General features: G+C 66.2%; 13 protein-coding genes. 9 read left to right on the top strand and 4 right to left on the bottom strand.

Annotated features, from left to right (window positions below):
* Positions 1–3: 3 nt before the first annotated feature.
* Positions 4–768, top strand: coding sequence for a 16S rRNA (adenine(1518)-N(6)/adenine(1519)-N(6))-dimethyltransferase RsmA (gene rsmA, locus VARPA_RS29900; protein WP_013544338.1), 765 nt, complete (start codon positions 4–6; stop codon positions 766–768).
* Positions 769–816: 48 nt separating this feature from the next.
* Here rsmA and VARPA_RS31815 read toward each other — a convergent pair whose 3' ends face one another.
* The 4 genes from VARPA_RS31815 to VARPA_RS29885 all read right to left on the bottom strand — a co-directional run bounded on the left by VARPA_RS31815 (position 817) and on the right by VARPA_RS29885 (position 4,459).
* A complete protein-coding gene (locus tag VARPA_RS31815; RefSeq protein ID WP_167330532.1) occupies positions 817–960 on the bottom strand; it encodes a hypothetical protein in 144 nt (47 codons plus the stop codon).
* 77 nt (positions 961–1,037) lie between these two features.
* Positions 1,038–1,463 carry a barstar family protein gene (locus tag VARPA_RS29895; protein WP_086011111.1) on the bottom strand — a complete coding sequence of 142 codons (426 nt, stop codon included), beginning with the start codon at positions 1,461–1,463 and terminating at the stop codon, positions 1,038–1,040.
* A 50-nt stretch (positions 1,464–1,513) separates the two neighbouring features.
* The gene (locus VARPA_RS29890) at positions 1,514–1,927 is read right to left on the bottom strand and encodes a ribonuclease domain-containing protein (RefSeq protein WP_013544336.1); all 414 of its coding nucleotides are present in this window, start codon (positions 1,925–1,927) and stop codon (positions 1,514–1,516) included.
* A gap of 183 nt (positions 1,928–2,110) precedes the next feature.
* Positions 2,111–4,459 (bottom strand): NADP-dependent malic enzyme, encoded by a 2,349-nt coding sequence (locus tag VARPA_RS29885; RefSeq protein ID WP_013544335.1) that lies wholly within the window; start codon positions 4,457–4,459, stop codon positions 2,111–2,113.
* A 171-nt stretch (positions 4,460–4,630) separates the two neighbouring features.
* Here VARPA_RS29885 and VARPA_RS29880 point away from each other — a divergent pair, with 171 nt between their 5' ends.
* The 8 genes from VARPA_RS29880 to VARPA_RS29845 all read left to right on the top strand — a co-directional run bounded on the left by VARPA_RS29880 (position 4,631) and on the right by VARPA_RS29845 (position 12,716).
* Positions 4,631–5,680, top strand: a complete 1,050-nt coding sequence (locus VARPA_RS29880) for an SPFH domain-containing protein (protein WP_013544334.1) — start codon at positions 4,631–4,633, stop codon at positions 5,678–5,680.
* A 127-nt stretch (positions 5,681–5,807) separates the two neighbouring features.
* Positions 5,808–7,295 carry a DUF4178 domain-containing protein gene (locus tag VARPA_RS29875; protein WP_013544333.1) on the top strand — a complete coding sequence of 496 codons (1,488 nt, stop codon included), beginning with the start codon at positions 5,808–5,810 and terminating at the stop codon, positions 7,293–7,295.
* 45 nt (positions 7,296–7,340) lie between these two features.
* Entirely contained in the window at positions 7,341–7,559 is a 219-nt protein-coding gene (locus VARPA_RS29870) for a DUF350 domain-containing protein (protein WP_013544332.1), read from the top strand.
* A gap of 14 nt (positions 7,560–7,573) precedes the next feature.
* The gene (locus VARPA_RS29865; protein WP_041944088.1) at positions 7,574–9,115 is read left to right on the top strand and encodes a polyamine aminopropyltransferase; all 1,542 of its coding nucleotides are present in this window, start codon (positions 7,574–7,576) and stop codon (positions 9,113–9,115) included.
* Between the two features lie 7 nt (positions 9,116–9,122).
* Entirely contained in the window at positions 9,123–10,754 is a 1,632-nt protein-coding gene (locus VARPA_RS29860) for an FAD-dependent oxidoreductase (RefSeq protein ID WP_013544330.1), read from the top strand.
* A complete protein-coding gene (locus VARPA_RS29855; RefSeq protein WP_013544329.1) occupies positions 10,751–11,869 on the top strand; it encodes a saccharopine dehydrogenase family protein in 1,119 nt (372 codons plus the stop codon). The genes VARPA_RS29860 and VARPA_RS29855 overlap by 4 nt, the downstream gene beginning before the upstream one ends.
* Entirely contained in the window at positions 11,866–12,243 is a 378-nt protein-coding gene (locus VARPA_RS29850; protein WP_013544328.1) for a DoxX-like family protein, read from the top strand. Before VARPA_RS29855 ends, VARPA_RS29850 begins: the two co-directional genes overlap by 4 nt.
* On the top strand, positions 12,240–12,716 hold the full coding sequence (locus VARPA_RS29845; protein WP_013544327.1) for a DUF2269 family protein: 477 nt from the start codon (positions 12,240–12,242) through the stop codon (positions 12,714–12,716). Before VARPA_RS29850 ends, VARPA_RS29845 begins: the two co-directional genes overlap by 4 nt.
* Positions 12,717–12,796 lie beyond the last annotated feature (80 nt).

The following is a 12,796-nucleotide window of genomic DNA, read 5'->3' as shown; positions in this document are numbered from 1 at the left end:
TCCATGGCACACATCGCCAGGAAGCGGTTCGGGCAGCACTTCCTGTCCGACGGCGGGATCATCGATGCGATCGTGCATGAGATCGCGCCGCAGCCCGGCGATGCGATGGTCGAGATCGGCCCGGGGCTCGCGGCGCTGACGCAGCCGCTGGTCGAGCGGCTCGGGCGCCTGACGGTCATCGAGCTCGACCGCGACCTGGCCAAGCGGCTGCGTGAGCATCCGCAACTGGAGGTCATCGAGTCCGATGTGCTGAAGGTGGACTTCGCCGAGCTCGCGGCCAAGGCCGCACCGAAGCCGCTGCGCGTGGTGGGCAACCTGCCCTACAACATCTCCACGCCGATCCTGTTCCACCTGCTGGGCTTTGCCCACCTGATCACCGATCAGCACTTCATGCTGCAAAAAGAAGTGATCGACCGCATGGTGGCCAGGCCCGCCACCTCGGACTACAGCCGCCTGAGCGTGATGCTGCAGTGGCGCTACGACATGCAGAACGTGTTGTTCGTGCCGCCCGAGAGCTTCGATCCGCCGCCCCGCGTGGACAGCGCCGTGGTGCGGATGGTGCCGCTGGCGCAGCCGCCGGTGGTCGATGCCGCGCGGCTTGGCGAGATCGTGCAGGTGGCCTTCAGTCAGCGCCGCAAGATACTGCGCCACACGCTGGGCAAATGGCTGGAGACACACGGCTTCGAAGGGGAGTTCGATCCCCAGCGCCGCGCCGAGGAGGTGCCGGTGGCCGAATACGTCGCATTGGCCCAAGCCGTTCCCCCATGAAAAAAGCCCGTCGACGACGGGCTTTTTCGTTGGAGCCGAAGGCTGCGGTTAAGCGGCGGCCAACCAGTACCCCGCGTTGAAGGGGCTGCTCATGCGCAGCGCCAGGGGCGACACGTCGACCAGTTTGTCGGTCGGCATTTTTTCGCCGGCCGGCTCGGTGCTGGCGGCGGCCGCTGCTGCGTTGGGATTCACTTCGATGCCATCGAGGGTTTCAGCGTTCGGCTGAGCCTCGTTCGCCCGTTCTGCTTGGCTGGTAGATGCAGAACGGGCTACAGAAAAGAATAGAAGCACCGGAAGGGCACCTTGCGGTCGCCCCAGTAATCCGAAGCGTCCCGGAAGATGTCGAGCAGCTGCTCGCGCGCTTCCTTGTCGAACTTGGCGTTGGCCGGGATCTGTTCGAGCACGATGACAAAACCGGGCTGCGGGCCCGATTTATGCAACGGGTCGGTCATGCAGTCGTACAGCGCGTCGAAGTTCTTGCCGAAGTGCGCCGGGAAGGTGAACTGCTGGGCGATCAGGTCGAGCACGTCCTGCTTGGTCTGGGCGTTGCCCAGGTTGGCGTACAGGAAGTGCTGGCCGGCCGCGTTGGCGGCGTCCTGCAGGTCGTTCACGCGGAACGCGCGGATCGATTGCACGATGTTCGGGCGTACGGCACGAAGGGATAAGGTCATCTCCGCTGGTCTTTCCATAGTCATCATCATTTCTTCGGGGCGCTTCGGGGCGCCGCTCAGGTCGTTTTCATCGCTCATGGCGCAATCCGTCTGAAACTTGCATAGTGGTCTGCCGTGTACCAGCAGGCCTCGGGCGTCGTGCGCTGCTCGCCACCGCAGACGATTCGCTGGGCACCCCGGTTGCGAGAACCCGGTGTCGTCACCGTGTACTCGCGGTAGTGGCCGCGCCGTGCCGACGGCAGGAGACGCTCGCGGTTGCCAAATACAGTGCCGTCCTTTTCGTACCGGAAGGGGCCACCGTTCAAGATGGCCTGATAGGTTCGCTGGCCCTGGACCGGGAGATCGGTCAGTGCAATCGATTCCTCAGCGGACGTTTTTCCTGCGCCGAACCATCCGCGGGCCTCGGCCCCGGTCGTCAACGCCAACAGCATCAGGCTGGTGAGCGCAAACTTTGAGGTAGAGGACGTGATCGAGGCGTAAGCCGCCATGGGACACCACAGGAGAAAAGAGCGGGGGGTTTCGAATTGCGCTCAACCTTGGGGTTAACCCGCAAATTCAAGCCCGCGAGTGTGCACCACGCTGGCCGAAATAGCAAGCGACTGCCCAAAGTTTGAGCAGTCGCAAGGGGCGAAACCGGCGCCTTAAGTTGGCGACCACTCTCGCCAAATAGCCTATCTCTCGGCGTTTGCGTCAGCCACTGTCAAGGCTGTCATGTTCACGATGCGGCGAACGGTCGCGCTGGCCGTGAGAATGTGCACAGGTTTGGCCGCGCCGAGCAGCACCGGCCCGATCGCGATGTTGCCGCCCGCCGCTGTCTTGAGCAGGTTGTACGAAATATTGGCTGCGTCGATGTTCGGAAAAACCAACAGATTGGCGTCACCGGCCAGCGCGCTGTGTGGCATGACGACCGCGCGCTGCTTGCTGTCCAGGGCCACATCGCCGTGCATTTCGCCGTCCACTTCGAGCCAGGGCGCCTGCACGCGCAAGAGGTCGAGCGTCTTGCGCATCTTGATGGCGCTCGGTTCGTTGCTGGTGCCGAAGTTCGAATGCGACAGCAGCGCTGCCTTCGGCTTCAGGCCGAAACGCATCATTTCCTCGGCCGCCATCGTCGTGATCTCGGCCAGTTCCTCGGGCGAGGGGTCGTAGTTGACGTGCGTGTCGACCAGGAACACCTGGCGGTCGGGCAGCAGCAGGCCGTTCATGCAGGCGTACACCGGCACGTCCTGCGGGGTGCTCTCGCAGCCGCCGGGGCGCTTGCCGATCACCTGGTCGATGTAGTGCAGGTGGATCAGCGTGGTGCCCCAGGTGCCGCAGATCATGCCGTCGACCTCGTCCTTGTGCAGCAGCATCGCGCCGATCAGCGTGAGGCGGCGGCGCATCTCGATCTTGGCGGTCTGCACCGTCTGACCCTTGCGCTCGGTCATGCGGTGGTAGGTCTGCCAGAAGTCGCGGTAGCGGTGGTCCTGCTCGACGTTGACGATGTCGTAGTCGAGCTCTTCCTTCAGGCGCAGGCCGAACTTCTCGATGCGCTGGGCGATGATGGCCGGACGGCCGATCAGCGTCGGGCGGGCGATGCCCTCGTCGACCACGATCTGCGCGGCGCGCAGCACGCGTTCTTCCTCGCCTTCGCAGTACGCCACGCGTTTCTTCGAGGCGCGGCGGGCCGCTTCGAAGATCGGCTTCATCGTCGTGCCCGAGGCATAGACGAAGTTCTGCAGCTTGTCGCGGTAGGCATCCATGTCCTTGATCGGACGCAGCGCCACGCCGCTTTCCTCGGCCGCCTTGGCCACCGCCGGCGCGATCTTCATCATCAGACGCGGATCGAAGGGCTTCGGAATCAGGTATTCGGGGCCGAAGGACAGCTTTTCACCGACGTAGGCGGCAGCCACGCGCTCGCTCTGCTCGGCCTGCGCCAGGTCGGCGATGGCGTGCACCGCGGCGATTTCCATCTCGTCGGTGATCGTGGTCGCGCCCGAGTCGAGCGCGCCGCGGAAGATGTACGGGAAGCACAGGACGTTGTTGACCTGGTTCGGGTAATCGGTGCGGCCCGTGGCCATGATCACATCGTCGCGAACCGCGCGGGCGTCTTCGGGGTTGATCTCGGGGTTGGGGTTGGCCAGCGCGAAGATCACGGGGCGCGGCGCCATCTTGGCGACCATCTCGGGCTTGAGCACGCCGCCGGCCGAGAGGCCGAGGAAAACGTCGGCGCCGGCGATCACTTCCGCCAGCTTGCGCATGTCGGTCTTCTGCATGTACTGGCGCTTGTCGTCGTCCATCAGCTCTTCGCGGCCTTCGTAGACCACGCCAGCCAGGTCGGTGACGAACACGTTCTCGCGTTTGAGGCCCACCTTGAGCAGCAGGTTCAGGCAGGCCAGCGCCGCGGCGCCCGCGCCCGAGGTGACCAGCTTGACCTCGGCGATGTTCTTGCCCGCCACCTTCAGGCCGTTGAGCATGGCGGCCGCCACCGTGATGGCCGTGCCGTGCTGGTCGTCGTGGAACACCGGGATCTTCATGCGCTTGCGCAGTTCGCGCTCGACGTAGAAGCAGTCCGGGGCCTTGATGTCTTCCAGGTTGATGGCGCCGAAGGTCGGCTCCAGCGCGGCGATGATCTCGACCAGCTTGACCGGGTCTTTCTCGTCGATCTCGATGTCGAACACATCGACGCCCGCGAATTTCTTGAAGAGAACGCCCTTGCCTTCCATCACCGGCTTGGAGGCCAGCGGACCGATGTCGCCGAGGCCGAGCACCGCGGTGCCGTTGCTGATGACGCCCACCAGATTGCCGCGCGAGGTGTACTTGAATGCGTTGGCCGGGTCCTTGACGATTTCCTCGCAGGGCGCGGCCACGCCGGGCGAGTAGGCCAGCGACAGGTCGCGCTGGTTGACCATCTGCTTGGTCGCCGCGATGGCGATCTTGCCGGGAACGGGAAACTCGTGGTACTCGAGGGCGGCACGGCGCAGTTCTGCGCGCTTGTCTTCGGGCGTGGGAGTCGATGAGGTCGAGGGGGTCGAATCTGACATGTGCCGTAGCTCCTGGTGGCGCTTCTTCTGGGGGCGCCGATTGTAGACCTCGGTCGTGCGGGCCATACGCCGCATGGCCAGGGCGCGGCATGACCAAAAGCACGGGGCTTTGTCAAGACGATGTGGCAATATGCTCGGTCCGGACAAAACACCTGAAGACGAGGAGCAACCATGGCCCTGATGGATTTCATCAAGAAACAGTTCATCGACATCATCCAGTGGACCGAGACCGGCGATGGCACGCTGGCCTGGCGCTTCCCGATGGCCGAGATGGAAATCCAGAACGGCGCCTCGCTCACCGTTCGCGAATCCCAGGTGGCAGTGTTCGTCAACGAAGGCAAGGTGGCCGACGTGTTCGGCCCCGGCATGTACAAGCTCACGACGCAGACGCTGCCCGTGCTCACGTACTTGAAGAACTGGGACAAGCTCTTCGAGTCCCCCTTCAAGAGCGACGTCTACTTCTTCAGCACGCGCCAGCAGGTCGACCAGAAGTGGGGCACGCCCCAGCCGATCACGATTCGCGACAAGGACTTCGGCGCCGTGCGCCTGCGGGCCTTCGGCAATTACAGCTTCCGCATCGGCGATGCCAAGCTGTTCCACACCGAAATTTCGGGCACGCGCGACATCTACAGCGTGGCCGATCTCGACGGCCAGCTGCGTGGCCTGGTGCTGCAGAACATCAGCAACGCCATCGCTTCGAGCGGCGTTCCGTTCCTCGACCTCGCGGCCAACCAGATCCAGTTTGCGCAGGCGCTCGCCGCGCAGCTCGTGCCCGAGTTCGAGAAGATCGGCATCAAGCTCGAGAACATCACGGTGCAGAACGTCTCGCTGCCCGAAGAGCTGCAGAAGATCCTCGACCAGAAGATCGGCATGGGCATGGTCGGCAACGACATGGGCAAGTTCATGCAGTACCAGACGGCGCAGGCGATTCCGAAATTCGCCGAAGGTGCGGCGGGCGGTGGCGGCATCGCTGGCGACGCAATGGGCCTCGGTGCCGGCGTGGCGCTCGGCCAGGTGCTGGCACAGAACCTCGCGCAGGGCCTGAGCCCGAACGCGGCCGCCCAGGCCGCGGCAACGCAGCAGCAGCCCGCCGTGGCCGTGGTGAGCCCCGTCGACGTGATGACCACGCTCGAGAAGCTCGGCGAGCTCAAGACCAAGGGCATCCTCACGCAGGAAGAGTTCGACGCCAAGAAGGCCGAACTGCTCAAGAAGCTGGTCTAACCCCCAGGCTTCGCGCACTCCGTGTCGTTTCTCCTCCCCCCTTGCAGGGGGCAATGCCTGTGGTCCGGCAAAGCCGGTTCCACGGCATGTCCCATAGCTGCATCTGCCGCTGTTGCCGTGGTTTGCCATGGCTGAGGAAACCGGCAACCAACGCTACTACCGCGCGCCCTGCCCCGGCTGCGGCGCACCGGTCGAATTCCGCTCGGCGCAATCGACGCACGCGGTCTGCCCCTACTGCCAGAGCACCGTCGTGCGCCAGGGCGAGACGCTCGCGCGCACCGGCAAGATGGCCGAGCTCTTCGACGACTTCAGCCCGCTGCAGCTCTTTGCCACCGGCCGCATCCAGGACAAGCCCTTCACGCTGATCGGCCGGCTGCAATACACCTACCCCGGCGGCCGCTGGACCGAATGGATCGCCGCGCTCGACGACGAACGCACCGCGATCCTCAGCGAGGACAACGGCGCCTACGTCTTCGCGCTGCCCTTCGACCTGCAGCGCACCGCGCCGCCACCGGTCGACCTGCGCGTGGGCGCCACCAGCGCGTTCGCGGGCCAGAGCTACACCGTCACCTCGAACGAGCAGGTCGCGCTGACTTCCGCACAAGGCGAGCTGCCGCACCTGCCCGATCTCGGCCGGCCGTTCGCGATGGTCGAGCTGCGCAACGACAAGGGGCTGGTGCTCAGCATCGACTACGGCACCGCCAGGCCCAGCGCGTACCTCGGCCGCTCGGTGCAGCTCGAAGACCTGCAGCTCTCCGGCCTGCGCGAGGAATCGGCCAAGGACGAAAAGGGCCGCAGCTTCAACTGCCCCAACTGCGGCTCGCCGGTCACCGTCAGCCTGGAGGGCAGCAAGAGCATCACCTGCCGCTCGTGCAACAGCATCATCGATCTGTCGCAGGGCATCGGCGGCGAGCTCAAGCATGCGGCTCAGGACGAGCCGGTGCGTCCGCTCATCGCGCTCGGCACCATGGGCCAGCTGCAGGGTGCGCAGTGGCAGGTGGTGGGCTTCCAGCACCGCATGGGCGTGGAGCCCGGCGACGACGAGTACTTCGGTTGGGATGAGTACCTGCTCTACAACAAGAAGCGCGGCTTCAGTTTCCTGGTGGATGCCGAAGACGGCTGGAGCATGGTCAAGCCGACCACCGGCGCGCCGGTGATGGCCGAGAACGGCAGCACCGCCACCTACCTCAGCAAGAGCTACCAGCAGCAGTACGCCTACAACGCCGAGACCACCTACGTGGCGGGCGAGTTCTACTGGCAGGTCGAGCGCGGGCAAAAAACCTTCAACCGCGACTTCGCCAGCGGCCCCGCGCTGCTGTCGATGGAGCGCTCGGCCAACGAGCTCACCTGGTCGTCGGGCATCAAGCTGGACAGCGGCGTGGTCGCGACCGCGTTCAAGCTCGACGCGAAGAAGGACATGTTCAAGCGCGGCGACGCGCTGCCGGTGAGCGCCGCCTCGGGCATGGGCTGCGGCACGATCATCCTGATCATCGTGGTGATCATCATCCTCTTGATCATCCTGAGCACCTGCAGCGGCCGCGGTGGCTCCTCGAGCGGTTACCGCAGCTCGGGCGGCTCGTATGGCGGCTCCTCGAGCGGCGGCGGCCACAAATGACGAAGTTTCGCGTGATGTCTCTTATTACTACGACTGGAGGTCCCCATGGGATTTGAATGGCTGAAACCGGGCGTGGTCCTCGGATCGCTCGTGTACGCGCTCATCGGCGTGATCATCTTCTGGCTGTGCTTTCTCATCATCGACAAGATCACGCCCTATGACCTGTGGGGCGAGATCGTCGAGAAGCAGAACGTGGCGCTGGGCCTCGTGGTCGCAGCGATGAGCCTCGGCATCTGCATCATCGTCGCCGCAGCAATCCATTGAACGAAGAGGCGGCACTGTCCGCGCGCCCAGCCGATGCGCGCGGGCCGCAGCCCGTCGAGATCGCCCTGCTCGCCAGTGTGTTCGTGGTCGCGGCCTGCGGGCTGGTCTACGAACTGAGCGCGGCGGCGCTGAGCTCCTACCTGCTCGGCGACTCGGTGCTGCAGTTCAGCACCATCATCGGCACCTACCTGTTCGCGATGGGCGTGGGCTCGTGGCTCTCGCGCTATTTCGACCGCCAGCTGCCGGCGCACTTCCTTCGCATCGAACTGCTGGTGGCGCTGATCGGCGGCGCGCTGCCGGCGATCCTGTTCCTGGCCAACGCCTACGTGCCGGGCGCATTCCGCCTGCTGCTCTATGGCCTCGTGATGGTCGTCGGCACGCTGGTCGGGCTCGAGATCCCGTTGGTCATGCGCATTTTGAAGCGCAACATCGTGCTCAAGGACCTGGTGTCGCAGGTGCTGACCTTCGACTACCTCGGCGCACTCGCGGTGTCGGTGGCGTTTCCGCTGATCCTCGTGCCGCAGCTCGGCATGATCCGCACCGGATTGCTGTTCGGCTTCATGAACGCCGCGGTGGCGGTGTGGGCGCTCTGGCTCTTTCGCCATGAGCTGCGGCGCCTCGGCGCGCACGCGATGGCCTGCTTTCTCTCGCTGGCTGCGCTGCTGGCAGCTTTCGTCTGGGCCGACCACATCACCACGCTGGCCGAGGACAAGTTCTATCAGGACCGCATCGTCTTCAGCGCCACCTCGCCCTACCAGCGCATCGTGGTCACGCGCGGGCAGCTCGGGCATCGCCTGTTCCTGAACGGCAACCTGCAGTTCGCCGAGCGCGACGAGTACCGCTATCACGAGGCGCTCGTGCATCCGGTGATGGCTGCGCAGGGCGCGCCCAAGAAAGTCGCTGTGCTCGGCGGCGGCGACGGCATGGCGGTGCGCGAAATACTCAAGTACCCCTCGGTCGAATCGGTCACTCTCGTGGAGCTCGATCCGAACATGACGAAGCTCTTCACCGAGCACGAAACGCTGGCCGCGCTCAACGGTCATTCGCTGTCGTCGCCCAAGGTGAAGATCGTCAATACCGATGCCTTCCAGTGGCTGCAGCAACCCGGCGACATGTTCGACGTGATCGTGGTCGACTTTCCCGATCCGACCAACTTCGCGATCGGCAAGCTCTACACCAACAGTTTTTATTCGCTGCTCGAAAAGCGACTGTCGGCCAGCGGCTACGCGGTGGTCCAGACCACTTCGCCGCTGGTGGCGCGCAAGAGCTACTGGACCGTGGCGACCACCATCGAATCGGTCGGCCTGCGCGCGACGCCCTATCACGCGCATGTGCCCAGCTTCGGCGAATGGGGCTACATCATCGCGAGCCGCCGGCCGTATCGGATGCCCGATGCACTGCCTGCGGGGCTGCGCTTCCTCTCGCCTTCGACGCTGCCGCTGATGTTCGACTTTCCGCTCGACATGGCGCGCGTGCCGGCCGAGGTGAATCGCCTGTCGAACCAAACCTTGGTCACCACCTATGAGCAAGAGTGGGGCAAGGTCATGGCGCACTAGCCCTGTCATGCAACGGCGCGACTTTCTCGGCGTGGCAGGTGCGGCGGGCGCCCTGGCGCTGGCCGGATGCGAGGTGCCGCCGCCCATCGAAGGCGGCTTCACCGGCATCGACGTCACACGCGGCCATGCCATGCGCGATGGCGTACTCAAGAGCCAGGCGCCCGCGACCGTGAAGCGGACGCAGGTGGTGATCGCCGGTGGCGGTGTCGCGGGTCTTGCCGCCGCGCGTGCCTTGCGGCTCGCGGGCATCGAAGACTTCACTGTGCTCGAACTCGAAGACAGTGCCGGCGGCAACGCGCGCGGCGGCATGGTCAACGGCATCGCCTGTCCGCTGGGCGCGCACTACCTGCCGGTGCCCGGCGACGACGCGCGCGAGGTGCAGGACCTGCTGGAGGAACTGGGCCTTCGCCGCCGCGTGGCGGGCCGCTGGGAATACGACGAGCGCACCCTTTGCCACAGCCCGCAGGAGCGCCTGTTCTTCCACGGCGAATGGCAGGACGGCCTGCTGCCCGTGCACGGCGCGAGCGTCGACACCCTGGCGCAGTACCGCAAGTTCGCGCAGCGCATCGACGCGCTGCAGCACGCGGCGCACTTCGCCATTCCGACGCTCAAGGTGGCGGTCACGCCTGAACTGCTGGCGCTCGACGCCATCGCCTTTTCGCGCTGGCTCGACAGCGAAGGTTTCAGCGACGTGCAGTTGCGCTGGTACCTCGACTACTGCTGCCGCGACGACTACGGCGCGGGCATCGAACAGGTGTCGGCCTGGGCCGGCATCCATTACTTCGCGAGCCGGCACGGCTTCCATGCGCCCGGCGATCCGAGTGGCAGCGCCAACGATGCGAACCCCGAGCGCGACGGCGTGCTCACCTGGCCCGAAGGCAACGGCTGGCTTACCAAGCAACTGGCTGCACCGCTCGGCGAGCGCCTGCGCACCGGGCAGGTCGTCACGCGCATCGCCGAGTTGCGCGGCGGCGTCGAGGTCGATGCGTGGGATGCCGCATCCAAATCGCTGGTGCGCTGGCAAGCCGAGCGCTGCATCGTCGCGCTGCCGGTGTTCATCGCCGCGCGTGTGGTCGAGAACGCGCCCGATGTGCTGAAGCACGCCGCCGCGCATGTGCGCTACGCACCGTGGCTGGTGGCGAACGTGCACCTGCGCGGCCCGTTGGCCGACCGCATGGGCGCCGCGCCGAGCTGGGACAACGTGATCTACGGCACGCGCGGACTCGGCTATGTCGATGCGCGTCACCAGACGCTCGACCCCACGCCGCGCGGCACCGTGTTGAGCTGGTACCGCCCGCTGGGTCCGAGCAGCTACGACACCGCCGACGGCCGCAAGCTGCTGCTGGAACGCCCCTGGACCGGCTGGCGCGACGACCTGCTCGCCGAGCTGTCGGTGCCGCACCCAGACTTGCCCGCGCTCGCCACGCGCATCGAGATCACGCGCTACGGCCACGCCATGTCGATCCCGCGGCCCGGGTTGATGGCGCAGATCGGCTCGCAGCGCACGGCGCCGGACGATGCGCACCGCGGCAGCGTCATTGCGGGGCGCCTGTCGTTCGCGCATGCGGACTGGTCGGGCTACTCGATCTTTGAAGAAGCATTCACGCGCGGGCACGTCGCGGGGGCGAGCCTCGCATGAAGACGCTGGTGCTCGGTGGCTACGGCAATTTCGGCGCGCGCATCTGCCGCGCGCTGGCTGCGGATGCGGGCATCGAGCTGCTGGTCGGCGGACGCGACCTGGAGCGGGCGACGACGTTTGCGCAATTGCTGGGCGGCGGGGGGCGCGGCGTTCGTGTCGATGCACAGTCGCCAGATCTCGCGCAAGGTTTGGGGTACCTGGGTGTCGATCTCGTCATCCACACCGCAGGCCCGTTCCAGAACCAGGACTATCGCGTGCCGCAGGCCGTGGCGGCGGCTGGCGCGCACTACATCGACCTGGCCGATGGCCGCCGTTTCGTCTGCGACTTTCCCGCCGCGATGGATGCTGTCTTCCGCGGTGCGGGCCGAACTGCCGTTGCAGGCGCCAGCACCGTGCCGGCGCTCTCGTCGGCGGTGGTCGACCATCTCGCGGCGGGCTGGCAAGGCATCCGCAGCATCGACATCTGCATCGCGCCCGCGCAAGGCGCACCGCGCGGCGAGGCCACGCTCGCGGGCGTGCTCGCCTACTGCGGCGAGCCGATCCGTGTCTGGCAGCACGGCCGATGGACCGAGCAGCCCGGCTGGGCGAACCCGGTGAAGGTGCAGTTCGCGCGCATGCGGCCGCGCCGGGGCGCGCTGTGCGACATCCCCGATCTCGAACTCTTTCCGGCGCGCTATGCCGGCGTGCAGTCGGTCATGTTCCGCGCGGCGCTCGAAGTGGGCATCGCGCAGCAGGCCTTCGCCTTCATGGCGTTCATGCACCGCGTGGGCCTGCTGCGTGCGCCGCAGAAGCTTGCGCCGTTGTTGCATTCGACGGGAGGCGTGTTCGATGCGCTCGGCACCGCGCTGGGCGGCATGGTGGTGCGGGTCGAGGGCATCGATGCGCAAGGTGTCGCAGCGCGCCGCGCCTGGCATATCGCAGCCGACGATAACCATGGCCCCGAGATTCCGTGCATGGCAGCGATCCTGTTGGCCCGCCGGCTCGCACGCGGCGACGCACTTCCTGTCGGCGCACACGCCTGCGCCGGTCTGCTCACGCTGCCGGAATTCGAGCCCGAATTTGCACGTTGGGGCATGGTGACCGATGTGATCGACGAGACGTCACCCGCCCTATGACCCGCCCGGCCGACGACGACTGCCTGCTGCGCCTGAGCCTCGTCACGGTCTGGCTGTTCACCGCCTTCGCCAGCATCGTCGAGCTGAACGGCCAGAGCCGCGAGGTGCTGGCCGAGGCCGGCATCGCATCGCCGCCGTGGCTGGTGCAGTTGCTGATCGTTGGCGGCGCGGCTGCGGACCTCGCCATCGGCCTCGCGCTCTGGCTGCGGCCCGGTCGCGCCAGCTATCTCGCGGCCCTCGGCCTGATGCTGTTCATGACGGCCGTTGCGACCTTCCTGCAGCCCAGCCTGTGGCTGCACCCGCTCGGCCCATTGCTCAAGAACCTGCCCATCGCCGCGCTGCTCTGGTACCTGCACCGGCGCACCACGCCATGAACACCTACCTCGTCCTCAAGTGGCTGCACATCGTCTCCAGCGTGCTGATGGTCGGCACGGGGCTGGGGTCGGCGTTCTACATGTTCTTCGCCAACCGCAGCGGCAGCGTGCCGGCGCAGGCGGTGGTGAGTCGGCTGGTGGTGCGCGCGGACTGGTGGTTCACCACGCCCACGGTCATCCTGCAGCCGGCCACCGGCTTCGCGCTGGCGCACATGGCGGGCTGGCCGCTTTCGACGCCATGGCTTTCGGTGTCGCTGGGGCTCTTCGTGTTCGCGGGCATCTGCTGGTTGCCGGTGGTGTGGCTGCAGATCCGCATGGCGGCGATGGCCGGGCAGGCGCATCGCGATGCCGCGCCGCTGCCGCCGCTGTATGCGCGTTATCAACGTTATTGGGAGTGGCTCGGCTATCCGGCCTTCGTCGCCATGGCCATCGTGTTCTGGCTGATGGTGAACAAGCCCGCTCTTTCTTTCTGATCGGAACCGGGCCGGTGCGCGGGCCCTGTGCAGTTTTCACGCAGACTTCACACACAGCGCCGTGGTTTCACACGCCGGCA

Origin of the sequence: Variovorax paradoxus EPS (assembly GCF_000184745.1) — a bacterium.
Classification (GTDB): domain Bacteria; phylum Pseudomonadota; class Gammaproteobacteria; order Burkholderiales; family Burkholderiaceae_C; genus Variovorax; species Variovorax paradoxus_C.
This window is presented reverse-complemented; position numbering and strand designations above follow the sequence as displayed.